The organism is Nocardia bhagyanarayanae, assembly GCF_006716565.1.
In the GTDB taxonomy this organism is placed as follows: domain Bacteria; phylum Actinomycetota; class Actinomycetes; order Mycobacteriales; family Mycobacteriaceae; genus Nocardia; species Nocardia bhagyanarayanae.
Genome location: NZ_VFPG01000001.1, coordinates 1158145 through 1181427, shown reverse-complemented (window position 1 = coordinate 1181427; position 23283 = coordinate 1158145). Strand labels below are relative to the sequence as shown.

General features: G+C 68.4%; 23 protein-coding genes, 1 tRNA gene and 1 pseudogene. 17 read left to right on the top strand and 8 right to left on the bottom strand.

Features of this window, described 5'->3' with window-relative positions; translation table 11 throughout:
- Positions 1-1908: an ABC transporter ATP-binding protein gene (locus tag FB390_RS04775; RefSeq protein WP_141811547.1), complete on the top strand. Its 1908-nt coding sequence runs from the start codon at positions 1-3 to the stop codon at positions 1906-1908.
- 112 nt (positions 1909-2020) lie between these two features.
- A complete protein-coding gene (locus tag FB390_RS04770) occupies positions 2021-2626 on the top strand; it encodes a putative glycolipid-binding domain-containing protein (protein WP_141807858.1) in 606 nt (201 codons plus the stop codon).
- Between the two features lie 166 nt (positions 2627-2792).
- On the opposite strand, the gene FB390_RS04765 is transcribed toward FB390_RS04770, so the two are convergent.
- A complete protein-coding gene (locus tag FB390_RS04765; RefSeq protein WP_246123854.1) occupies positions 2793-3743 on the bottom strand; it encodes a prephenate dehydrogenase in 951 nt (316 codons plus the stop codon).
- A gap of 58 nt (positions 3744-3801) precedes the next feature.
- Here FB390_RS04765 and FB390_RS04760 point away from each other — a divergent pair, with 58 nt between their 5' ends.
- From FB390_RS04760 to FB390_RS04740, 5 genes are all read left to right on the top strand, one after another.
- Positions 3802-4341: a tRNA adenosine deaminase-associated protein gene (locus FB390_RS04760; protein ID WP_141807856.1), complete on the top strand. Its 540-nt coding sequence runs from the start codon at positions 3802-3804 to the stop codon at positions 4339-4341.
- 72 nt (positions 4342-4413) lie between these two features.
- Positions 4414-4890, top strand: a complete 477-nt coding sequence (locus FB390_RS04755; RefSeq protein WP_141807855.1) for a nucleoside deaminase — start codon at positions 4414-4416, stop codon at positions 4888-4890.
- Positions 4891-4955: 65 nt separating this feature from the next.
- A tRNA-Ser gene (locus FB390_RS04750) sits at positions 4956-5046 on the top strand.
- A 115-nt stretch (positions 5047-5161) separates the two neighbouring features.
- Complete coding sequence (locus FB390_RS04745; protein ID WP_141807854.1) at positions 5162-5419, top strand: hypothetical protein; 258 nt, start codon at positions 5162-5164, stop codon at positions 5417-5419.
- The gene (locus FB390_RS04740) at positions 5416-5856 is read left to right on the top strand and encodes a hypothetical protein (RefSeq protein WP_141807853.1); all 441 of its coding nucleotides are present in this window, start codon (positions 5416-5418) and stop codon (positions 5854-5856) included. The genes FB390_RS04745 and FB390_RS04740 overlap by 4 nt, the downstream gene beginning before the upstream one ends.
- Here the strand turns inward: FB390_RS04740 and FB390_RS04735 are convergent.
- On the bottom strand, positions 5796-6227 hold the full coding sequence (locus tag FB390_RS04735) for a winged helix-turn-helix transcriptional regulator (protein ID WP_141807852.1): 432 nt from the start codon (positions 6225-6227) through the stop codon (positions 5796-5798). The two genes, FB390_RS04740 and FB390_RS04735, sit on opposite strands and share 61 nt — an antisense overlap.
- A gap of 83 nt (positions 6228-6310) precedes the next feature.
- Here FB390_RS04735 and FB390_RS04730 point away from each other — a divergent pair, with 83 nt between their 5' ends.
- Positions 6311-7045 (top strand): NADPH-dependent F420 reductase, encoded by a 735-nt coding sequence (locus FB390_RS04730; RefSeq protein WP_425465843.1) that lies wholly within the window; start codon positions 6311-6313, stop codon positions 7043-7045.
- Between the two features lie 227 nt (positions 7046-7272).
- Here the strand turns inward: FB390_RS04730 and FB390_RS04725 are convergent, their stop codons facing one another.
- Positions 7273-7545, bottom strand: coding sequence for a hypothetical protein (locus FB390_RS04725; protein ID WP_141807850.1), 273 nt, complete (start codon positions 7543-7545; stop codon positions 7273-7275).
- A gap of 236 nt (positions 7546-7781) precedes the next feature.
- Here FB390_RS04725 and FB390_RS04720 point away from each other — a divergent pair, with 236 nt between their 5' ends.
- Positions 7782-7982 carry a hypothetical protein gene (locus tag FB390_RS04720; RefSeq protein WP_067789709.1) on the top strand — a complete coding sequence of 67 codons (201 nt, stop codon included), beginning with the start codon at positions 7782-7784 and terminating at the stop codon, positions 7980-7982.
- Between the two features lie 173 nt (positions 7983-8155).
- Here FB390_RS04720 and FB390_RS04715 read toward each other — a convergent pair whose 3' ends face one another.
- A complete protein-coding gene (locus FB390_RS04715) occupies positions 8156-9112 on the bottom strand; it encodes an NADP-dependent oxidoreductase (RefSeq protein WP_342780392.1) in 957 nt (318 codons plus the stop codon).
- A gap of 106 nt (positions 9113-9218) precedes the next feature.
- Here FB390_RS04715 and FB390_RS04710 point away from each other — a divergent pair, with 106 nt between their 5' ends.
- The gene (locus FB390_RS04710) at positions 9219-10193 is read left to right on the top strand and encodes a GlxA family transcriptional regulator (protein ID WP_141807849.1); all 975 of its coding nucleotides are present in this window, start codon (positions 9219-9221) and stop codon (positions 10191-10193) included.
- 147 nt (positions 10194-10340) lie between these two features.
- Here FB390_RS04710 and FB390_RS34085 read toward each other — a convergent pair.
- Positions 10341-10625, bottom strand: a pseudogene (locus FB390_RS34085) (EamA family transporter); the annotation flags it as partial.
- On the opposite strand from FB390_RS34085, the gene FB390_RS34080 reads away from it, so the two are divergent.
- Both FB390_RS34080 and FB390_RS04700 read left to right on the top strand, forming a co-directional pair.
- Positions 10521-11171: a hypothetical protein gene (locus FB390_RS34080; protein ID WP_185757277.1), complete on the top strand. Its 651-nt coding sequence runs from the start codon at positions 10521-10523 to the stop codon at positions 11169-11171. The pseudogene FB390_RS34085 and the gene FB390_RS34080 sit on opposite strands and share 105 nt — an antisense overlap.
- 152 nt (positions 11172-11323) lie before the next feature.
- On the top strand, positions 11324-11569 hold the full coding sequence (locus tag FB390_RS04700) for a hypothetical protein (protein WP_246123853.1): 246 nt from the start codon (positions 11324-11326) through the stop codon (positions 11567-11569).
- A gap of 43 nt (positions 11570-11612) precedes the next feature.
- On the opposite strand, the gene FB390_RS04695 is transcribed toward FB390_RS04700, so the two are convergent.
- Both FB390_RS04695 and FB390_RS04690 read right to left on the bottom strand, forming a co-directional pair.
- Positions 11613-13910 (bottom strand): MMPL family transporter, encoded by a 2298-nt coding sequence (locus FB390_RS04695; RefSeq protein WP_141807847.1) that lies wholly within the window; start codon positions 13908-13910, stop codon positions 11613-11615.
- Positions 13911-14137: 227 nt separating this feature from the next.
- On the bottom strand, positions 14138-16438 hold the full coding sequence (locus tag FB390_RS04690) for an MMPL family transporter (RefSeq protein ID WP_141807846.1): 2301 nt from the start codon (positions 16436-16438) through the stop codon (positions 14138-14140).
- A gap of 203 nt (positions 16439-16641) precedes the next feature.
- On the opposite strand from FB390_RS04690, the gene FB390_RS04685 reads away from it, so the two are divergent.
- The 4 genes from FB390_RS04685 to FB390_RS04670 all read left to right on the top strand — a co-directional run bounded on the left by FB390_RS04685 (position 16642) and on the right by FB390_RS04670 (position 21448).
- On the top strand, positions 16642-17235 hold the full coding sequence (locus FB390_RS04685; protein ID WP_141807845.1) for a TetR/AcrR family transcriptional regulator: 594 nt from the start codon (positions 16642-16644) through the stop codon (positions 17233-17235).
- Positions 17236-17271: 36 nt separating this feature from the next.
- Positions 17272-17730: an RrF2 family transcriptional regulator gene (locus FB390_RS04680; RefSeq protein ID WP_141807844.1), complete on the top strand. Its 459-nt coding sequence runs from the start codon at positions 17272-17274 to the stop codon at positions 17728-17730.
- Positions 17731-17798: 68 nt separating this feature from the next.
- Positions 17799-19532: an ABC transporter ATP-binding protein gene (locus FB390_RS04675; protein ID WP_141807843.1), complete on the top strand. Its 1734-nt coding sequence runs from the start codon at positions 17799-17801 to the stop codon at positions 19530-19532.
- Positions 19529-21448 (top strand): ABC transporter ATP-binding protein, encoded by a 1920-nt coding sequence (locus FB390_RS04670; protein WP_141807842.1) that lies wholly within the window; start codon positions 19529-19531, stop codon positions 21446-21448. The genes FB390_RS04675 and FB390_RS04670 overlap by 4 nt, the downstream gene beginning before the upstream one ends.
- A gap of 49 nt (positions 21449-21497) precedes the next feature.
- Here FB390_RS04670 and FB390_RS04665 read toward each other — a convergent pair whose 3' ends face one another.
- Entirely contained in the window at positions 21498-22130 is a 633-nt protein-coding gene (locus tag FB390_RS04665) for a TetR/AcrR family transcriptional regulator (protein ID WP_141807841.1), read from the bottom strand.
- Positions 22131-22179: 49 nt separating this feature from the next.
- Here FB390_RS04665 and FB390_RS04660 point away from each other — a divergent pair, with 49 nt between their 5' ends.
- Entirely contained in the window at positions 22180-23127 is a 948-nt protein-coding gene (locus FB390_RS04660) for a saccharopine dehydrogenase NADP-binding domain-containing protein (RefSeq protein WP_221639212.1), read from the top strand.
- The last annotated feature ends 156 nt before the right edge of the window (positions 23128-23283 follow it).

The following is a 23283-nucleotide window of genomic DNA, read 5'->3' as shown; positions in this document are numbered from 1 at the left end:
GTGACCGAGGCGGCGACGAAAGACGCTGCGAGCGAGCCGGATTCGGCCGCGCGCGACGAGGTCGCCGACTGGCGCGGTATCGCCAGCGAGGACAAGGAGGTCACCGAGACCGGAAACCTGGTGCTGGCCGGGCGCTCTCGGCGGCTGCTGCTCGATCTCGTGCGCCCGTACCGCGGCCTCGCGGTGCTCGCGCTGGTGCTGATCGTGGTCGACAACGCGGCCACCGTGTCGGCGCCGCTGTTCATCGCCTACGGGCTCGACACCGGTATTTCCGAAGGCGTCGAAGGCAATTGGACGCCGCTGACGCTCACCGTCGCTGGGTACCTCGGCGTGCTCGGCATCAGTGTGCTCACCACTTTCACCTTCTTGCGGGTGTCGGGCAGGCTCAGCCAGAGCGTGCTGTTCGACCTGCGGGTGCGGCTGTTCGAGCACATGCAGCGGCTGAGTGTGAGCTTCCACGAGAAGTACACCTCGGGCAAGGCGGTCGCCCGGCTCACCGGCGACATCGAAACCCTCCAGGAGCTGCTGGAGAGCGCGCTGAACCAGGCGCTGAGCGCGATCCTCTCGGTGGTCACCATCGCGGTGCTGCTCGTGTACCTGGACCAGACGCTCGCGGCGATCGTGCTCGTCGGTTTCGTGCCGCTGGCGCTGGTCACCAGGTGGGCACAGCGCAGGCAGCGCGCCGGCTACCGGCGCACCCGCGGCGCCATCGCCAAGGTCGTCGTGCAGTTCGTCGAGTCCATGGGCGGCATGCGCGCGGTGCAGGCTTTCCGCCGCGAGCAGCGCAACGAGGCGGTGCTCGCCGTCGAGGACGCGGAGTACCGGACCGCGACCACCGCCGCCATGCGCGGCATGGGCGATTACGCGGGGCTCACCCGGCTGCTCGGCAACCTCACCACGGTGATCGTCATCGTGGTCGGCGCGTGGCAGGTGATCGAGGGCAACCTCGCCGTCGGCGTGCTCGCGGCCTACCTGCTGTACCTCAACGAGTTCTACGGTCCGCTGGACGAACTCGCCCAGGTGTTCAACTCCTACCAATCCGCGGCGGCGGCGCTGGAGAAGATCTCCGGCGTGCTGGAGGAGCAGCCCTCGGTGCCGGAACCGAAGGACCCGGTGCCGATCGGCAAGGCCGCGGGCGCGGTGCGGATGGAGGCGGTGTGGTTCGGCTACGACTCCGCGCCCGGCCCGGAGGCGCTCGACGCGAAGGCGTCGCCCGGACGCGGGCCGGTGCTGCCCGAGTTCTCGCTGGAGATTCCGGCGGGGCAGGTCATCGCGCTGGTCGGCGCGACGGGCGCGGGCAAGTCGACCCTGGCCAAGCTGCTGACCAGGTTCTACGACCCGTCCGGCGGCACGGTCACGCTGGACGGGATCGACCTGCGCCGCGTCTCCGACGCGGACCTGCGGCGCAATGTCGTGATGGTCACCCAGGAGTCCTATCTCTTCTCCGGGTCGGTGGCCGACAACATCCGGCTCGGCAGGCCGGAGGCCACCGACGCCGAGGTGCACGCGGCGGCCCGCGCGGTGGGGCTGTACGACTTCGTGGTGAAACTGCCCGAGGGTTTCGACACCGATGTTCGCAAGCGCGGCGGCAGGCTTTCCGCTGGTCAGCGGCAGTTGGTCGCGTTCGCGCGGGTCTTCCTCGCCGATCCGGCGGTCATCGTGCTCGACGAGGCCACCTCCAGCCTGGACATCCCCAGCGAGCGGCTGGTGCAGCGGGCGCTGGAGACGGTCTTGCGGGACCGCACCGCCGTGATCATCGCCCACCGGCTGTCCACGGTGGCGATCGCGGACCGCGTGCTGGTGCTCGAGCACGGCAGGATCGTCGAGGACGGCGCGCCCGCCGAACTGATCGAAGGCGCGGGCCGGTTCGCCGGACTGCACGCCGCATGGCGTGAGTCACTCGTGTGATGGCCGCGGCGTTCGCGACGGGCCCGGAGGAGGTGGCGCAGCGTGACCACGCGGGGACCCGCGAGCGCCGTAAAAAATCAGGGTGGCGGCTTTTTTCGCTTACGGTAGATACGTGACCAATCCAGCCCCTGCCCCCGACAGCAAACCGGCGGCACCTCGGTGGCCGGCGATTCTTACCTGGCGCGCGCACAACGCGACACGGATGGAGTCGGTGCGCGTGACGCTCAACGGCAATCGCATCCGCGCGGCCGGTCGCATGATCGGCGGCGCGTGCGAGGACCATCCCGCGTTCAGCGCGTCCTATGACCTGGTCACCGACGAGAACGGCGCCACGAAACGGCTCTCGCTGCGCACGACCACCGCGGCGGGGGAGCGGCACGCCTCGATCGCGAGGGACGAGGAGAACTACTGGCTGGTCGACGCGGGCGGCAGCCACGTCCGCTCCACCTTCGCGGGCGCGCTGGACGTGGACGTGGTGCTCAGCCCGTTCTTCAACACCCTGCCGATCCGCCGCTACGGTTTGCAGCACGCGGTCGACGACCTCGAGGTGCCGGTGGTGTACGTGCGCCTGCCCGATCTCCTCGTGCAGGAGGCCAGCCTGATCTACAGCGCGGCCGCCGACGGGATCAGCGTGCTGTCGCCGGTCTCCAGCGCGACCGTCACGGTCGACGAGGACGGTTTCCTGTTGGACTATCCGGGGCTGGCCGAACGCATCTGAACGGCGCCGCCTGCGCGCGCGCTGGTCCGGGTCAGCGGCTCCTCGCCACGGGTGCACCGGTGATTCCACTTGCCGTCCTCAGGGCGCCCGTGGTTACCAGCCGCTCGGAGTCGTAGCCGTGGCGATTACCCGGCCATGTGCCGGTAGGTGTCGATACCGCCTTCGATCAGTCGATCGCCGTGATCACTCCGCCGCGCTGTCCCGCCTCGCGCAGTCGCTCCAGCCAGTCGTGGTCGCCCGGGCGTACGTCGGTGATCTCCCAGCGTCGCGCGGTCTCGTAGTCGTTCCGTGCGTCGTGGCCGGCCCGCGTGAGGTCGGCGAGCGAGCCGTCCTCGGCCAGGGTGTCGCGGGCCGCGCCGAGCACGATCAGCGTTTCCTCGAGCACCGCGAGCAGGGCGTCGGCATTCGGTTCGCAAATGGCGCGCACCAGCTCGGGCGCGGTCCCCGCGACCCGGGTGCCGTCGCGGAACGAGCCCGCGGCCAGGCCGAGTGCGAGCGCGCCGCCGCCCGCGCCCGCGATGGCCAGCGCCTCCGCGAGCACATGCGGCAGGTGCGAGATCCGGGCGACGGCCCGATCGTGTTCCTCGGCGACGACCGGAACCACCACCGACCCGCAGTCCAGCGCCAGCGCCGCAACTCGTCGCCACGGGTCCGCGTGTGTGCCGGGATCGACGCCGACCGCCCACACCGCGCCGCGGAACAACTCGGGATCCGTCGCCGCCCAACCGGATTCGGACGTTCCCGCCATCGGATGCCCGCCGACGTAGCGTGCGGCCAGACCGTGCTCGTGTACGGCCGCCGCGACCGGCGCCTTCACGCTCACCACGTCGGTGAGTACGCAATCCGGCGCGAAGGTGGCCACCGAGGCGAGGATGTGGTCGACGGCGGGCATCGGCACCGCGATCACGATCAGCGCGTCGTCGGCCGCGGCCCGGCCGAGCACGCCGGGCAGGTCGTCGTCGACGTCGAAACCATCCGCCCGCGCGGCCGCCACCCCGGACTGCGATCTGTTGTAGCCGAATGCCGGATAACCAGCCGCCACGGCGGCGCGCAGCAGGGAACCGCCGATCAGGCCCGTCCCGAGGACACACACCGGTGCTTTCTGGTCGCGAGTCACCGGAACAGATTCGCATACGACTTCAACATTTGAGCTCGAGCCGACTACCGTTGCGGCCATGGCAGCACAGCGCTCGGGCACGAACAGGGCGGCGTCGGAAGACTACGACGACGTGGAAGGGTTCGCAGTGGCGGTTGTCCGCGAAGAAGGCAAATGGCGGTGTAGTCCGTTGAGCCAGGCGGCACTCACCGATTTGTCCGTCGCGGAAAACGAGCTGAAGGCATTGCGCAGCTCCGGGGCGGTCTTCGGGCTGCTGGACATCGACGACGAGTTCTTCATCGTGCTGCGCCCCGCGCCGAGCGGCACCAGGCTGCTCGTCTCGGACGCCACCGCCGCGATCGACTACGACATCGCCGCCGATGTGCTCGAGGCCTTGAATATCGAAATCCCCGATATCGATCCCGACGAAATCGACGACATCGAACCGTGGGAAGAGGGCGATCTCGCGGTGCTCGCCGACCTCGGTCTGCCCGAGCCCGTGCTGAGCGTAATCCTCGCCGAGACCGACCTGTACCCGGACGAGCAGCTCGGCATGATCGCGCAGCGGCTGGGCTTCGCCAACGAACTCTCGGCGGTGCTGGACAAGCTGCCGCGGTGATCGCGGTGCGCGCATGGTGATGTGTCAGCGTGCCTCGCGCATGCCAGAGCCGAGCGTCGGTGAGGCGCAGGCATGACTGTGCTGCCCGAGAACCCGCTCGTGTCCGACGTCGCGATGATGCGCGCCGCGCTCGAGGCGGCCGCGGCCGCCGATCCGCGCGACGTGCCCGTCGGCGCGGTGGTCTTCGACGCGTCCGGCCGGGAGCTGGCCCGCGCGGCCAACGCCAGGGAAGCCCTCGGCGACCCGACCGCGCACGCCGAAGTACTCGCGCTGCGCCGGGCTGCCGAGGTGCACGGCGACGGCTGGCGGCTGGAAGGCGCGACCCTGGCCGTCACCCTCGAGCCGTGCACGATGTGCGCGGGCGCGCTCGTGCTGGCCCGTGTCGGACGGCTGGTGTTCGGCGCGTGGGAGCCGAAGACGGGCGCCGTCGGCTCGCTGTGGGACGTGGTGCGCGACCGTCGGCTCAACCACCGCCCGCAGGTCCGCGGCGGCGTCCTCGAACCGGAATGCGCCGCCCTCCTCGACGACTTCTTCCGCACCCAGCGCTGAGCGCCCCACACCCCACCTCGCCAGCCGATTTAGCGATCCGCACCCGGTCGGGTAACCTAGTCGGCGGTGGCGTGTCCGAGCGGCCTAAGGAGCACGCCTCGAAAGCGTGTGAGGGGTAACCCCCCTCCGAGGGTTCAAATCCCTCCGCCACCGCCAAAGCCCCTCACTTGCTCCGCAGGTGAGGGGCTTTCCAATTTCCCTGCACGGACACGCCGTCAGGACTCGCCGTCGATGAGTTCCATGTCGCAGCCATGGTGGCTATGGTTTTTTCATGACCGAAAAGCCGACCACCATAACCACATCTCGGAAAGTGCACGCTGACCTGCAGCGACTCACCCCGAAAGGGGACACTCTCGGTGACACGGTGGCCCGCTTGATCGCCGAGCACGAGCAGCGCCGGACCGTCAATCGCCTCGCCTACGAGTCCCGAATGGCCGCCGCCAGGAGCAACGCACAGGCCGTGGCAGCCGCCGACCGGCTTACCCGACGTCTGGTCGCCGAAGCCGAGGCGCGGGCGGCTCGCCCGTGATCAATCTCGGGTATGTCCTCGATGACACGGTGATCCGCGCCTACCTCGACGGCAGCGACACGGTGACCCTGCTGTTGTCGAACCTCGCCGCTCAGCCGATGCAGATCGCTGTCCCCGCCGTCGCCATGGCGGTTGCGCAGGCCGGTCATACCAACGAGCGACTCGCGGAATGGGCCGGTGTCGTGGAGAACGTCGACAATATCGAGTTGTCCGGCCTCGGCAACATCAGCGAGATCGGGGCGGTGTCGGTGGTGCTCGGCGACCTCACCGAGGACCGCCCAGCCGTCGCCGACGCCTCCGCCGCCCACACCGCCGCTGTCGCTGCCCATCTCGGCTTGGCCGTGTTGACCGTCGAGGCGCAGCGGTGGGCTCCCTATCAACCCGCGATGCCGTGGCTGGAAGTCACGCTGCTGGCCGAGGAACCCGGGGATCTTTGAGGGGCCTTTTCGGGTAGCTCCTGGGCAGCGAGGAGGGCGTCGCCGTGGTGCCGGATCCACTCGGCCATGGCTTGCATCGGGCCGTCGACCAGGCTCGCGCCCAACGTGGTCAGGCCGTATTCGACGCGCGGTGGCGCTTGGGCGAAGCGGTGGCGCTCGATCAGGCCGTGGCCGAGTAGGCGGTGCAAGGCTTCGGTGAGGGCTTTGTCGCTGATTCCACCGATGGCGGCGCGCAATTCGCTGCGGCGGCGGGGTGCGCCGTGCAACGCGGCCAGCACGACCGGGTCCCAGGTGTGGGCGAACAGGTCGGTCACCGCACGGAGCCGGCAGTCCGCGACGAGTTCACCGCAGTGGTCCTGGTAGTCGCTCATGCCTGCGCCTCGCTGGCGCTCGGCTCCGGCATGCGCGATGCGCGCTGGCACATGATTCGCTCACTGCGTTCGCTCATGTCGCGATGATCACCCGTCTGTCGCGCACCGATCGGTGTGCATCGGTTTCCTACCGTAGCCGTCGACGCAACGGACACAAGGGAGCAAGAATGCGGATCGGAATTCTCGGCACCGGCGCGATGGCCGCCGCGTTGGGCGGGCGCTGGGCGCGAGCGGGACATGCGATCACGGTTGCCGGGCGATCGTGGGACAAGGCACAAGCGCTGGCGGCCCGACTAGGCGGCGGAACGCGGGCGACCACGGTGCGCGAGGCCGTCGCCGAGGTCGACGCGGTACTGCTCGCGGTGGCCTGGGACGGCGTTTCCGACATGCTGCGCAGCGCCGAAGCCCACACCGGGACACTCGCGGGCACCACATTGATCGACCCGACCAATGCCGTCGACCACGGGGTCGGCCAGCTGACCACCCCGCCCGGCGGCTCAGCCGCCCAACGCATTGCCGAACTCGCGCCAGAAGCCCACGTGGTCAAGGCATTTCACCTATTCCCCGCGGAGCAGTGGAGCGACTCGGCCGCCCTCCCGGTGACCGTAGCGATCTGCGGAGACCACCCTGAAGCGCTGCGCGTCACCGAGATCCTGGTCCGCGACGCTGGCGCGCAAGCCGCCGTAATCGGCGGACTCGACCGCGCCCGCCAGCTGGAAGAAGCGGCCGGATTCGTCATCGGCCTCGCCTTCAAAGGCTTCGACCCGCGCGCCGCGGTACCGCACGTACCGGCGGGCGCGACCGTCGCGGCAACATAGCCGCTGTGACGAGCCCGCCGCTGCCTCAGGTTCGCCTGCGGGTCGAGGACGAAAGCCCTCGGTGAACCGGCGCCACGTGATCGTGCTGGCGCGAGCCCTGCGGGCAACCCTGGTACTCACCTCCGACCCCGGCGACTTGAAGGCCCTCGATCCGGCGGTGCGGCTGCACGTCGTATAGGAGCGGCGCGTGAAGTTCCCGCCCGGCGGGCCGGGCGGGGTGAGGGTCCTCAGCGGGTGAGCAGGAGCAGCGCGGCGACCAGGATCCATCCGAAGGACGAGATCAGGGCGCCGATCGCGAGATCCCGGCTGTTTCGGTCTTCTTTCGGCGTGCGAAACAGCGCGAAGATCGCCAGCGGAATGGCGAGGAACACCCCGCCCAAGAAGCCGGTGATCCAGGCGGTCGCGGCGAATTTGTTGGTCTTGAAATTCGGATCGCTGAAATCGAGCGGTAGGCGGCGTGTGCTCGCCCCGCCGGCGATATCGCCGATTGCGTCCAGCATGGGTGCGTCTCCTCCCGGCCGCCGCTCATGTGGACCCACCATGACTCCCCCCGGCGGCGACCCGCGAGCCAAGAGTAGTACCCGGGTGCGGCCTCCGCGAACAAGCGGATGAAAGGGTCGATTCTCGCGGTGAAACGGCGAATTTCGGGTATACGCGGAACAGATGGAAGCGGGAAGGGATGTGACGCCTAATGCGCCGCCGAGCCGTCCGCGTGGGAACGATGCGCGAGAGTTACATGAGAATCGGAAGTGTGATTGTCCTGATCTGGCTGTTGATCGGTGTGGTCGCCGCGGCGCAGCGGGACTACTTCGACAGCGGTCCGGTGAACTGTGCCGGATTCGGCACCATCGCGGTCACCGTGATCGCGGGCCCGCTCAACTACATGGGCGTGAACCCGAAGATCGCGGATTGCAATGTGCCGGAACCGAGTCCGTAATCGGCGCGGTCTGCGTACCGAGTGACGGAATCGCGGCCCCGGTGGTCCTCGCTGACCGCCGGGGCCGACTTGGTCGGTGCACGAGTTCCGGCACGACCCGCTCGAGGCCAGTTCGCCGCCGCCGCCTCGCTCCTCTCGGTGCAGACCTTCGAGCAGGCGCGCCGCCGCGACCGCTACGCCCCGGGCTCGGCCACTTGGAGCACGATCTTGCCGCGGGTACGTCCGGTCTCGCCGTAGGCGTGCGCCTCAGCGGCATCGATGAGCGGCAGCACCCTGTCGATCTCCGCACGAAGTTTGCCCGCCGCGACGAGCTCGGCGATGGCGGTCAGACTCGCCGAATCCGGTTCGACCACCGGCCAGTCGGCACGGACACCCCGCGCGTCCGCATCCGCCGCACTGGGTAGACCGTCCGGTCCGGCCAGCGTCACCAGGCGTCCGCCACGCCGCAGCACCGGGAGCGAGCGGACACCGTAATCCCCGCCGACGCTGTCGAGCACGATATCGACATCACGCAACACCGCGGCGAAATCGACTGCAGTGTAGTCGATTACCTCGTCCGCGCCGATCGCACGCAAGAACTCGTGCTTGTCCGCGCGCGCCGTGCCGACGACGTAGGCGCCGTGCGCCTTGGCGATCTGGACCGCGAGGTGTCCGACGCCGCCCGCCGCGCCGTGGATCAGAATCCGCTGTCCCGCACGCAGTTCGGCGGTATCGATCAGCGCCTGCCACGCGGTCAGGCCGGCCAGCGGCAGGGCCGCCGCCTCGATATGGGAAATGTTCTCCGGCTTGCGGGTGAATTGACGCGAAGGCGCGACGACGAATTCCGCGTACGCCCCGGCCTGGCGCGGGAAGGCGGGCATGCCGAAAACCTCGTCGCCGGGTTCGAACCGGGTGACGCCGGGCCCGACGGCCTCGACGGTTCCCGAGACGTCCCAGCCGACGATCGGCACTTCGCCCCAGGTGACGAAGGCGCCGCTGGCCCGTGTCTTCCAATCGACCGGGTTGACCCCGGCGGCGTGCACGCGCACCAGGATCTCGGTCAGGCCTGGCTCGGGGCGTTCGATCTCGATCGGGGTGAGCACCTCGGGCGCGCCCCATTCGCGGGCGGTGACGGCGAGCATGGTTGGCATTTACGCGGTCCTTTCGGTCTGCTCGTTCGGTGAGCGGAGACCAGATTGCCGTCCGATTCCTGTCCGCGGTGCTGGCCGGACGGACAATATGTGACAGGATCTGGCCATGACCGCTCGACCGCACCGCGTCGTGGTGCTCGCCCTCGACGACGTACCGCTGTTCGAATTGGGTATGCCCGCCAGGGTTTTCGGCCAGGCATTCGACGCCGAGGGCCGCCCGCTCTATCAGGTGACCGTCTGCACGGTCGACGGTGCGCCGATCCGCTCCGACGCGGGCATCATGTTGGCCGTCGAGCACGGACCCGAAGCGCTCGAACAGGCCGACACGGTGCTCATCCCGCCCACGTGCGCCCTCGGTGACCTGCACGTCGGCGGACCGCTTCCGCCGCGCCTCGCCGACGCGTTCGCACGGATCAGGCCGGGCGCGCGGCTGGTCTCCATCTGCACCGGCAGCTATGTGCTCGCCGCCGCCGGCGTCCTCGACGGCCGACCGGCCACCACGCACTGGATGCGGACCGAGGAGTTCCGCCGCGCCTACCCCCTGGTGCGCCTCGACGAGGATGTGCTCTTCGTGGACAACGGCGATGTGCTCACCTCGGCGGGCACTGGCGCAGGCATCGATCTATGCCTGCACCTGGTGCGCCGCGATCACGGCACCGCGATCGCGAATCAGGTCGCCCGCCGCTGCGTCGTCCCGCCCTGGCGTGACGGCGGCCAGGCACAGTTCATCGAACGTCCCGTGCCCGAGCCGACGATGACTTCCACCGCCGCCACCCGCGCCTGGCTGCTCGATCGGCTCGGAGAGCAGGTCTCGCTCGAGGAGATGGCGGCACACGCGCGCATGAGTGTGCGCACCTTCACCCGCCGTTTCCGTGACGAGGTGGGCTCGACGCCCGGGCGCTGGCTGCTCGCTCAGCGCCTGGAACGTGCCCGCGACCTGCTGGAAAACAGTGATCTCAGCATCGACATCGTCGCCCACCGCGCCGGTTTCGGTACCGCCAATTCGCTTCGGCAGCACATGCGTTCGGTTCTCGGCACCTCCCCGAACACCTACCGCAGGGCCTTCCGGCGTACGGCCTGACCGGTCGCGCCGCGATCGACGTCCGCCGACGGGATGCGGCCGGTCCTGCGCGCGAAGGCCCGAGCCGGCCGCGAACCAAGCCGAGGCAGCCGCGGCGACGACCACCATCGCGACGCCGCCCCACTGCGCCCCGCGCAGACCTTCACCGAGCAGCGCCATCCCCGCCACCGCGGCGACGGCGGGCTGCAAACTCATCCACACCCCGAACACCGACGCCTCGATCCGCCGCAGCGCGGTCAGCTCGATGGCGTGCGGCACCAGCGACGAACACACCGCGACGACCGCGACCCCGGCCAGCAGCATCGGGTCCAGTAGCGCCGAACCACCTTGCGCCACAAGGAAAGGCAGGACGAGCACGCCGCCGAACGCCATGGCGAGCGCGAGTCCGTCGTGTCCCGCGGTGTGCCTGCCGACCACCGCGCCACAGGCGATGTACGCGCCCCATCCAGCGCCGGCGAGCAGGGCGAAGAGCACGCCCGTCCACGACATCGGCCCGCCGGAATCCATGAGCAGCAGTACGCCCGCGCCGGCCACGAGGGCGAGCGCCGCGTCGCGCGGTTTGCGCGATCCGAGCAGGGCGACGGTGAGCGGCCCGAGGAATTCGATGGTGACCGCGACGCCGAGCGGTATCCGCTCGATCGCCGCGTAGAAGCTGAGATTCATTGCGGCGATGGCGATTCCGAGCCCGGCGATGCCGGGAAGCGCGCGCCGGTCGACCCGGAAAGCGGGCCGCCAGAGCAGCAGGGCGATCGCACCGGCGACGACGATGCGCAGGCAGGCGACCACGTCCGCGCCCGCGAGCGCGAAGAGTTGTTTGGCCACGGCCGCGCCGAGCTGAATGGACACCATCGCACCGAGCACGAGCAGCGGCGCGGGCACCCGATCGACGGGGCTTCGAGTGGGGATTGGAGTAGAGGTACGCGGCGGTATTTCGACCGAAGTGACGACCACGGCCGAAAAGCTAGGTGTGCAAAGTAAAAGTAAATTGACTGTCCGGTTGCCGCACAAGCCTTTCCCCGTGGCGAAATGTCGCACGGAATGTGGTCGAGCGCACTGGGAGTAACCGGTGGGCATGGGGGTACCTCCCCCCTTACGCCGGTTGGCGCGAGTTGCGGAAGGAAGCGATGACTATGCGCGAGCGAGTGACTTACGGGCGGGCTCCGCGCGAATCCGGGATGCGGTGGTTCAGTCTGCTGCTCCTGGTGTGGTTGGCCATCGGCATGATCGCCGCAGGCCAGCGTCAGTACTTCACCAGCGGACCGATCAACTGCGCCGGATTCGGCACGATCGCGCTCACCGCGGTCTCCGGCCCGTTGAATTACCTCGGACTGAACCCCAGAGTGTCGAACTGTGTCATGCCGCGGCCGAGTGAGTGACTCGGTAGCAATTCGGTAGCGCCGGGCGGGCAGCTACCGATCGTCAATCGCGGACGGCGACGGATTCTCGCGCCGCGGCCGACTCGGCTCGCAGCGCGCGCAGCCGCGCGCCCTCCACATCGATATCCGGCACGATCCGGTCCAGCCACTTCGGCATCCACCACGCCCACTCGCCCATCAGCACCAGCAGCGAGGGGATCAGCACCATCCGGACCAGGAACGCGTCGAGCGCCACACCGGCCGCCAGCGCGAAACCCATGGACTTGGCGGTCGGGTCGGATTCGAGAAGGAACGAACCGAACACCGAGATCATGATGATCGCCGCCGCGGTGACCACGCGCGCGCCGTGGTGGTAGCCGTTGACCATGGCCTCCTTGGGCGACGCGCCGTGCACGTACTCCTCGCGCATGCGCGTCACCAGGAAGACCTGGTAATCCATCGCCAGGCCGAACACCAGGCCGATCAACATGATGGGCAGGAAGCTGACGATCGGGTGCGGATCGTCGATCAGCCCGAGCTCGCCCTCCTGGAAGATCAGCACGGTCGCGCCGAAAGTGGCCGCCATGGAGAGCAGGAACCCGAGCGCGCCGGTCAGCGGCACGAGTATGGAGCGGAACACCAGAATCAACAGGACGAACGCCGCCCCGGCGACGATCGCCATGTACGGCACGATCTTGCTGAGCAGCACGTGGTCGATATCGGCGTAGATGGCGGTGGTGCCGGTGATGCCGTAGTGGATGCCGTACTCGGCGTTCAACCCCGCCTCGGCTTCCCGGGCGTCGCGCACCAGGTCCTTGGTGTCCTGGTTGTTCGGTCCCGCCTTCGGCACCCCGTCGAGCAGCGCACCGTTGCCGTCCGGGCTGAGCGTCGGCTCGGTGACGTAGTCCATGTCGGCATAGGACACCAGCTTGTCGCGCAGCGCGGTCAGCGCTTCGGCCCGGCGCTCCTGCGGCACGTCGGTGAGGTCGACCGCGACGTTGAGGACGCCGTTGCTGCCTTCGCCGAACCCTTCGGTGCGCAGCTCGTAGGCCTTACGCACGGTGGAGGTCTTGGGCATGCTGTCCTCGCCGGGCAGGCCGAGGTTCAGACCCGCGGCCGGGGCGGCGAGCAGGCCGAGCACCACGATGCTGAGCACCAGCGTGACGACCGGGATGCGGCCGATCAGCCGGGCGACGCGCATGCCGTTGGTGACGACTGTGTCGTCTTCCGGGTCGTGCTGGGCGATTAGCGGCAGTTTCGGCTCGAACAGGAACCGTCCGAGCGCGCCGAGCAGCGCTGGCATCAGCGTCAGCGCGACGAGCACCGCGAAGGCCGCCGCGACCGCGCCGCCGAGACCCATGAACGTCAGGAATCGAACGCCGACGATGCTCAGGCCGACCAGCGCGATGATCACGGTCAGACCGGCGAACACCACCGCCGAACCCGCCGTGCCCAACGCGGTGCCCGCGGCTTCCTCGGCCGAATCCTGCACGGCCAGTTCGTGTTTGTACCTGGACACGATGAACAGCGCGTAGTCGATGGACAGCGCGATGCCGATCATCGATGCGAGGAAGGTGGTGAAGCTGGGGATGGACAGCACCGAGGTGCCGAGGAGGATCAGCGAGGTGGCCGCGCCGAGGCCGACGATCGCGGTGACGATCGGCACGAAGGCGGCGACGATGGCGCCGAAAGCCACGACCATGACGATCAGCGCGACGCCCATGCCGATCATCTCCGACTTGCCGCTCGGCGCCTGCTGCTCGATCGCGATGGTGCCGCTGAGTTCGACGGTCAGCCCGGCGGCGCGGGCGTCGTCGGCGACGTCGTAGGCGGCCGCCCGGTTCTCCGGCGTGATGTCGGCGAATTCCTCGAGCGTGAACGGCACGCTCAGGACCGCGACGGTGTCGGGCGCGGTCTTGTTCAGCACGTTCAGCGGGGCGCCGCTACAGATCGAGACGTTCGGCTCGGGCACGAGGCAGCCCATCTGCTGTGCCGCGGCGATCGGGTCGACCAGCGGCTTGCCGTGGTCGACGATGTCGAGCTGGTCGAGTCGGCTGATCAGCGCCTCGATCGCCTCGTGGTTCGCCGGATCGGTGAGTTTTTGACCCTGGGGCGCGCCGATCACGTAGGTGCCGGTGACAGCGTCGAATTCGAATGCCGCCGACATACCGGGAAAGTGTTCGTCGAGGATCTCCGTGGCCCGCTCCGACGGCAGGTTCGGCAGGCTGAAGTCGTCGGTCATCGGCTCCTTCAGCTGGGCGCCGAGCGCGCCGAGCAGCAGGAAGAGGACGAGCCAGACGGGCAGGACCAGCCACTTGCGGCGAAAGGCGAACTTTCCCCACCGGTACAGATAGACGGACACAGGGTTCTCCTCGCGGTGATCGGGTCGAGCCGTCCTGGAACGAACACGCGGGCTCACCCGCCGCGCTCGCGAACTACTTCCGCCGCGCCGACGCGCTTGCGGTCTACCGAGCAAAGAGTCGAACACCCCGAGTCTGCTGCGGACTGGGCACGAGATCAAGAACCCTTGGAAACACGTCGGCCCCGCACCCTGGCCGGGGTGCGGGGCCGACGGTCGGCGGAATCCGATCAGCTCACGGCGACCGGTTCCTTCTTCTTCAGCTCGACGGACTTCTGCTGCAGATCGCGCAGCTTCGTGCCCTCGACGTCGATGTCCGGCACGATCCGGTCCAGCCACTTCGGCATCCACCAGGACCACTTGCCCATGATCACCAGCAGCGACGGGATCAGGACCATGCGGACGATGAAGGCGTCGAACAGCACGCCCGCCGCCAGCGCGAAACCGAAGGACTTGGCGGTCACGTCCGACTCCAGGATGAAGGAGGCGAACACCGAGATCATGATGATCGCGGCGGAGGTCACCACGCGGGCGCCGTGGTGGTAACCGGCCACCACCGCTTCCTTCGGCGACTTGCCGTGCACGTACTCCTCGCGCATGCGGGTCACCAGGAACACCTGGTAGTCCATGGCGAGACCGAACACCAGACCGATGAGCATGATCGGCATGAAGCTGACGATCGGTTGCGGATCGTCGATCAGGCCGAGCTTGCCCTCCTGGAAGATCAGCACGGTCGCGCCGAAGGTCGCGGCCATGGAGAGCAGGAAGCCGAGCGCCGCGGTCAGCGGCACCAGGATCGAGCGGAACACCAGGATCAGCAGGATGAACGCGGCGCCCGCCACGATGGCGAGGTACGGCGCGATCTTGCTGAGCAGCACGTGGTCGACATCGGCGTAGATGGCGGTGGTGCCGGTGATGCCGTACTCCATGCCGTACTGCGCCTTCAGTTCGCCTTCCGCGTCGCGGGCGTCGCGCACCAGATCCTTGGTGTCCTGGTTGTTCGGGCCCGACTTCGGCACGCCGTCGAGCAGCGCGCCCGCCTTGTCCTCGCCGCTGAACTGCGGCTCGGTGACGTAGTCCATGTTCTCGTAGGACGCGAGCCGCTCGCGCAGGGCGTTGACCGCCTCGTCGCGCTGCTCGGGCGCGACGTTGCTGAGGTCGACCGCGACGTTGAGCACGCCGTTGCTGCCCTCGCCGAAGCCCTCGGTGCGCAGCTCGTAGGCCTTACGCACGGTGGAGGTCTTGGGCATGCTGTCCTCGCCGGGCAGACCCAGGTTCAGACCCGCGGCCGGGGCGGCGAGCGCACCGAGCGCGACGATCGACAGCACCAGCGCGGCCCACGGGGCCTTGCCGATCAGGCGGCCGAAGCGCATGCCGTTGGTGACGATGGCGTCGTTCTCCGGGTCGTGCTTGGCGACCAGCGGCAGCTTCGGCTTGAACAGGAACCGGCCGAACGCGCCGAGCAGCGCGGGCATCAGCGTGGTCGCCGTGATCACGGCGAAGCCCGCCGCGATCGCGCCGCCGAGACCCATGAAGGTCAGGAACTCGACGCCGACGATGCTCAGGCCGGCCAGGGCGATGATGACGGTCAGACCGGCGAACACCACCGCGGAACCGGCGGTGCCGAGCGCGGTGCCCGCCGCCTCCTCCGGCGAATCCTGCACGGCGAGTTCGTGCTTGTAGCGCGAGACGATGAACAGCGCGTAGTCGATGGACAGCGCGATGCCGATCATCGAGGCGAGGAACGTGGTGAAGCTCGGGACCTCGATGAACGAGGTGCCCAACAGGATGACCGAGGTGGCCGCGCCGAGGCCGATGATCGCGGTGACGATCGGCACGAACGCCGCCACGATGGCACCGAAGGCCACGATCATCACGACCAGCGCGACGCCCATGCCGATCAGCTCGGCGGTACCGCTCGGCTGCTCCTGGGTCTGGGCGATGGAACCGCTCACCTCGACGACGAGGCCGGAGTTGCGCGCGTCGGCCCCCACGTCGTAGGCCGCCTTACGGTTCTCGTCGGTGACGTCGGTGAACTTGGCGATGCTGAACGGCACGCTCATGAACGCGACGGAGTTCGGGTCGTCCTTGCTGAGCACGTTCAGCGGGGCGCCACTGCACTGCGACGGATCGGGGTTCGCCAGGCAGCCCATCTTCTCCGCGGCGTCGATCGGGTTCACGATCGGCTTCTCGTGGTCGACGATGTCGAGCTGGCCGAGCTTGGCGATGAACGCTTCGACCGCCGCGCGGTTCGCGGGATCGGTCAGCTTCTGCCCCTCGGGCGCGCCGATGACGTATGTTCCGGTGACGGCGTCGAACTTGAAAGCCTCGGACGCACCGGGGAAGTGCTTGTCGAGAATGTCGTTGGCTCGTGCGGAGGGCAGCTCGGGCATGCTGAAGTCGTTGCTCATCGGTTTGCTGAGCTGCGCGCCCAGACCACCGAGGAGCACGAAGAGGACAAGCCAGACCGGAAGCACTATCCATTTCCGGCGGAAAGCGAACTTTCCGAATCTATAGAGGTAAACGGACACGTGGGTACTCCTAGCGATGACTGGGACGTGCTGGATCGTGGCGTGTAGACAGCACTCTCGCGGGGCGCCCTGCCTGTCCCCGCCTCCACTTACGCTTTCTGCCTACCGTGCGGTAGGTAGACTACCGAGCGACTAAGTGGAGGTACAACCTCAATTTTGGTGGCAACGTTAGCCCCGCGCAGGATTGATGAGAGGATCATCCAATGGCCGGACCCGACGCACCCGACAGCGTTATCGCAGGTAGCGGCACTAAGATTGCGATACGCGACGCCGCCGTGAAGCTGTTCGCGGCCAAGGGATTCGAGCAGACGAGCCTTCGTGAGGTCGCGGATGCGGTAGGAATCACAAAGGCTTCGCTGTACTATCACTACCCCTCGAAGCTCGATCTGCTATTGGCGATCATCGATCCGATCATCGACCATCTGCGTTCGGTCGTCGAAGACATCGACGCCGTCCCCTACAACGCCGAGGGTGTGCGGGCCGTGTTGCGGGCGCATCTGCGCGGGCTCATCCGGCACCGCGACGCGGGGGCGCTGTGCGTGCGCGACGCGGTGGCGATCGTCAACGCGATGGCCGACCGATATCCGGACCTGATGGATTCCAATCGGGTGCTGCGCGATTGGCTGGCCGGTCCGAACCCCACCGACGAGGCGCGGGTACGGGCCTGCGCGGCGCTCGAGGTGCTCGGGGTGGCGTTGATCTCCAAGGAACTGGTGCCCGGCGCGGACGACTCGTTGCTGGAGACCACGCTCCTGGACTCGGCCACCTGCGTGTTGACCGCCTGCGGCACGGCGTAGATTCGTGCGCGTCGTCGAACACGCCTGGGAGTAGCCGTGCACATCACCGCGAAGGTCGATTACGCGGTGCGAACCCTGCTGGAGATCGCCCGGGCCACGCCCGACGCCAAGATCAAGGCCGACGCCGTCGCGTCCGCGCAGCGGATTCCGCCCAAGGTGCTGGAGACCGTGCTCGGTGAGCTGCGCCGCGCCGAGCTGGTCGTCAGCAGGCGCGGACCCGACGGCGGGTATTCGCTGGCCAGACCGGCCGCCGAGATCTCCATCGCCGACGTGATCCGCGCGATCGAGGGCCCGCTCGCCTCGGTGCGCGGGCAGCGGCCCGAGGACGTGAAGTATCCGGGCGTGGCCGAGCCATTGACACACGTGTGGATTGCTGTGCGTGTGAACATCCGCGCGGTGCTGGAGAACGTGACCGTCGCGGACATCGTCGCCGACCGGTTGCCCGGGTTCGTCGATGCGCTCACCGGCGACCCCGGCGCTTGGGCGCGGCGCTGAGCTGCGGTTCCGCCTGGAGAAAATCGCCACGACGGCTGTCACCGATTGCCGGTAGCCTGCCAAGCATCATGTTGATCAGACTGCTCAGAGCCCATTTGTACCCCTACCGCGCTCAACTGGCGGGGGTCGTTGCGCTCCAGCTGGTTTCGGTCATCGCGATGCTCTACCTGCCGAGCCTGAACGCCGATCTCATCGACAACGGCGTCACCAAGGGCGACATCGGCTACATCTGGACCACGGGACTGTGGATGCTCGCGGTCACGGGCGTGCAGATCGTCGCGTCCGGGTTCTCGGTCTATCTCGGCGCGCAGGCCGCCATGGGCGCGGGCCGCGACCTGCGCGGCGCGCTGGTGCACCGGGTCGGCACCTTCTCCGCGCGCGAGGTCGGCATGTTCGGCGCGCCCTCGCTGATCACCCGCAACACCAACGACATTCAGCAGGTGCAGCTGCTCATCGTGATGTCGGCGACCATCCTGGTGATGGCGCCGATCATGTGCGTCGGCGGCATCGTGATGGCGGTGCGCGAAGACCTGAGTCTGTCCTGGCTGCTGCTCATCGCGGTGCCCGCGCTTGCGCTGGCGATGGGACTCATCGTGGCCAGGATGGTGCCCGGCTTCCGCGACATGCAGGAGCGCATCGACTCGGTCAACCGGGTGCTGCGCGAGCAGATCACCGGCATCAGGGTGGTGCGCGCGTTCGTCAGGGAGCGACAGGAGACCTGGCGGTTCGGCATCGCCAACAGCGAGCTCACCGAGGCCTCGCTACGCGTCGGCAGGCTGATGGCGTTGATGTTCCCGCTGGTCATGCTGATCAGCAACGTCACCGCGGTGGCGGTGATCTGGTTCGGCGGGCACCTGATCGACTCCGGCGAGATGCAGATCGGCTCGCTCACCGCGATGTTGTCCTACATCATGCAGATCCTGATGGCGGTCATGATGGCGTCGTTCCTGGCCATGATGGCGCCGCGCGCCGCGGTCTCGGCCGACCGGATCGGCGAGGTGCTGGCCACCGAGTCCTCGGTGCTGCCGCCGCGCCTGCCGCAGCCGTTCGAAGGCGACCCGGCCTCGGTCGACCTGCGATTCTGCGAGTTCGCCTTTCCCGGCGCGGAGAAGCCGGTGCTGCGCGCCATCCGTTTCCAGGTGAAGCCGGGCACCACGACGGCCATCGTCGGTTCCACCGGTTCCGGCAAGACCACACTGCTGAATTTGATACCGCGCCTGATCGACGTCACCGACGGCGCGGTGTATGTGGGCGGCACCGACGTCCGCGACCTCGACCTGGAAGTGCTGCGCGAACAGATCGGTCTGGTGCCGCAGAAGGCGTACCTGTTCTCCGGCACGGTCGCGAGCAACCTGCGCTACGGCAATCCGGACGCCACCGACGAGGAACTGTGGCGCTGCCTCGAGATCGCGCAGGCCGCCGACTTCGTGCGGGAGATGCCGCAGGGTCTCGAAACGCCGGTGGCGCAGGGCGGCACCACGGTCTCCGGCGGGCAACGCCAGCGCCTCGCAATCGCGCGGGCGCTGGTGCGCAGACCGCGAATCTACTTGTTCGACGACTCGTTCTCCGCGCTCGACGTCGCCACCGACGCCCGGTTGCGCGAGGCGCTGAAGCCGGAGACCAAGAACGCCTCGGTGATCATCGTGGCCCAGCGCATCGCCACCATCCGGGACGCGGACCAGATCATCGTGCTCGAAGACGGCGTGATGGCGGGGATCGGCACCCATGAACAACTGCTGCGCGACTGTCCCGAATACCAGGAGATCGTGGCGTCTCAGCTGAGCGCGGAGGAGGCGCGATGAGGCCAGGAGCTCCCACTCCCGGGTCGCCGGACGCGAAGGCGAAGTCGTTCGGGCCGTCGCTGAAGCGGCTGCTGCGCAGGCTCGCCCCGGAACGGTTCTACGTCTGGTGCATCGTCGGCCTCGCGGTCGTCTCCGTGGTGCTCAACACCCTCGGCCCGTACCTGCTCGGCAAGGCGACCAACCTCGTCTTCGACGGCGTGGTCGGCAAGAACCTCGAGGCGATGCGCGGCCTGTCCAAGGAGCAGGCCGTCGAGCGGCTGCGCGAGGGCGGCAACGACACCCTGGCCGACATGCTCAGCGCCATGAACGTGATCCCCGGCGTCGGAGTGGATTTCGGCGCGGTGGGCCAGGTTCTGCTGATCGTGCTCGCGCTCTACATCGGCGCCTCGGTGTTCGGCTGGTTGCAGGGCTATCTGCTCAACATCGTCATCAACCGGACGGTCAAGCGGCTGCGCAGCGAGGTCGAGGACAAGATCCATCGGCTGCCGTTGCGCTACTTCGACTCCCAGCCCCGCGGTGATGTGCTCAGCCGCGTCACCAACGACGTCGACAACGTCTCGCAGAGCTTGCAGCAGACCATGAGCCAGTTGCTCATGTCGGTGTTCTCGGTGATCGGCATCCTGATCATGATGTTCTGGATCTCGCCGCTGCTCGCGCTGATCGCCTTGCTCACCGTGCCGGGCGCGATCGTCGTCACCGCGCAGATCGCCAAGCGGTCCAAGCCGCACTTCGTGGACCAGTGGAAGTACACCGGCCTGGTCAACGCGCAGGTCGAGGAGGCGTACACCGGCCACGAGGTGGTCACCGCGTTCGGTCGCAGCCGCGAGGTCGGCAAGGAGTTCGACGAGCGCAACCAGGCCCTCTACGAATCCAGCTTCAAGGCGCAGTTCATCTCGGGCCTGATCATGCCCGCGATCATGTTCCTCGGGAACGTGAACTTCGTGCTGGTGGCGTTGGTCGGCGGTCTGCGGGTGGCGACAGGCCACCTCTCGCTCGGCGAGGTGCAGGCGTTCATCCAGTACTCGAGGCAGTTCAGTCAGCCGCTGACCCAGATCGGCGCGATGGCGAACCTGCTGCAATCGGGCGTGGCGTCGGCCGAGCGCATCTTCGAGATCCTCGACGCGGAGGAGCAGAGCCCGGATCCGGTCATGGAGAACACCCGGCCGGTCGATCGCGGGCGGGTCGAGTTCGAGGCCGTCTCGTTCCGGTACGACCCGGAGAAGCCGGTCATCGAACGGCTTTCGCTGGTCGCCGAGCCCGGTCACGTGGTCGCGATCGTCGGGCCGACCGGCGCGGGCAAGACCACGCTGGTGAACCTGCTCATGCGCTTCTACGAGCTGGACGCCGGGACGATCACCATCGACGACGTCGACATCACCGAGATCACCCGTGATCACCTGCGTTCGCGCATCGGCATGGTCTTGCAGGACACCTGGCTGTTCCGCGGCACCATCCGGGAGAACATCGCGTACGGCAATCCGAACGCGAGCGAGGAGGAGATCCTCGCCGCGGCGCGGGCGGCCTACGTCGACCGGTTCGTGCACGCGCTGCCCGACGGCTACGACACGATCATCGACGAGGAGGGTTCGGGCGTCAGCGCGGGTGAGAAGCAGCTGATCACCATCGCCCGCGCCTTCCTGGCCAAGCCGTCGATCCTGATCCTGGACGAGGCGACCAGCTCGGTGGACACCCGCACCGAACTGCTCGTCCAGCACGCCACCGCAGCGCTGCGCCGAGACCGGACGAGTTTCGTCATCGCGCACCGGCTTTCCACCATCCGCGACGCCGATCTGATCGTCGTCATGGAGGCGGGACGGATCGTCGAGCACGGCACGCACGAGCGGTTGCTAGAGGAGCGCGGGGCGTACTACCGGCTCTACAGCGCGCAGTTCGCGGCGGCCGCGGCGGAGGCCTGACGCGGCAGGCATCCTGTGGCGATATGGACTGACCGACCGGGTGGCGTGGTCAGGCGCAGAGCTGGGGAAGAAGGGTCGCGTAGACCCAGTCCTCCCAGCGCTGCGCCGTCCAGCCCCTGGTGCGGACCAGCAGCAGGAACAGTTCGGTGCTGAGCATGCCGTAGAGCAGGTCCGCGGCTTCTTCCGGCGAGACGTCTTGGCGCGCACCAGGTTTGGACATCAGCGCGGTGGCGGTGCGCAGCTGCACGGTGTAGCGGGGGTCCGGCTGGTCCGCGGGCCACATCGCCGCGACTTCCGGGTCGGTCGCGGCGGCCGTCTCGATCACCTTGTGTATCGGCGCGATTCGTTCGAGCACCGGGCGGGTGCCCGCGATATGCGCGCGGAGATGTTTCTGCGCTGTCGCCGCGGCCATCGCGGTCCGGAACCACTCCCGTTCCATGGTCGCCACCGGTTCGTCGTCGCCCGCGATCGTGACGTCGACCAGCTCCTTCAGCAGCGTGCGCTTGTTGCCGAACGTGAAGTAGATGGTCTGCACGGCCACGCCCGCCCGCGCGGCGATCTCTTGCAGGTTGGTCGCGCCGTAGCCTTGCTCGACGAACAACTCGCCTGCGGCGGCCAGTATCCGCCGCCGCGTCTCCTGGGCTTTGAGTGCCCGCTTGTTCGTCCCCTTGACGGCGCTCATGACCGAAGTCTATATCTGATTAGAGTCGAACTCTAGTAAGGAACCGATCATGACGGTGGTCATCCTCGGCGGATACGGTGCGGTCGGGCGCGAGGCGGCCGCCGTGCTGGTCGCCGCCGGGCGGCGGGTGCGGCTCGTCGGCCGTCGTCCCGAGCGAGCGCGGGCGGTGGACGGCGCCGAGATGGTTCGGGCGGACATCGCCGACGACGGGCAGCTGGCCGGTGTTCTGGACGACGCGTCGGTCGTGCTGATGTGCGCCGAACTCGACAACGCGAGAGTTGCGCGCGCCTGTTTCGAACGCGGTGTGCACTACCTGGACGTGAGCGCGTCACATCCGCTGCTGTGCGAGATCCAGGAACTCGATGCGCTGGCTCGCGCACACGACGCGGTCGGGGTGCTCAGCGCCGGCCTGATACCCGGCGTATCCAATCTGCTTGCGGCGGCGGTGCTCGCGGCCTCGGGGCAGGGCGCGGTCCGGATCGGCGCGGTGCTCGGATCCGGCGAGGCGCACGGACCGGCCGCGGTGCGGTGGACGCTCGACGGGCTCGGCGCTGTCGAAGGGTCTTGGCGGATGGTCTTTCCCGACGGCCGCCGCACCGTGCACCGGTTCCCGTTCTCCGATCAATACACACTCCCGCACACCCTGGGGACAACCGACGCGCGGACCGGCCTGGCCCTCGATTCCCGTCTCTTCACCGCGCTGATCGGCGCGGCCCGCCGTCCCTTCCTGGCCCGTCTCATGCGCGGGCGCGCGGCCGAATGGCTGCTCACCCGCGTCCACCTCGGGTCGGAGCGGTTCGCGGTGGTCGCCGAGTCGGGGGATGCGTCGGCCTGGGTCGCGGGCAGTCGACAGAGCCGCGCGACCGGTGTGGTCGCGGCCCTCCTGACACAGCGAGTCGCGTCCTTCCCTCCCGGCGTCCGGCACATCGAGCAGCTGGTCGAACCGGCGGAGTTCCTCGCCGAGCTGCGCGCCTACGGTTTCGAGTCGCACGTTTGACGACTGCGTCCCGGCGTGGCACGAAGTGCTGCCCCGAGCGGCGAGGTCGGCGGACGGCCGGGTGGTGGTCGCAGTGGGCTCGCGGCGGGTGGTTGTGGCGGGCCTGCAAGGGGGCGGACGTAGGCCTGGTGGCGGTGGTCGCGGGCGAGCGGCGGG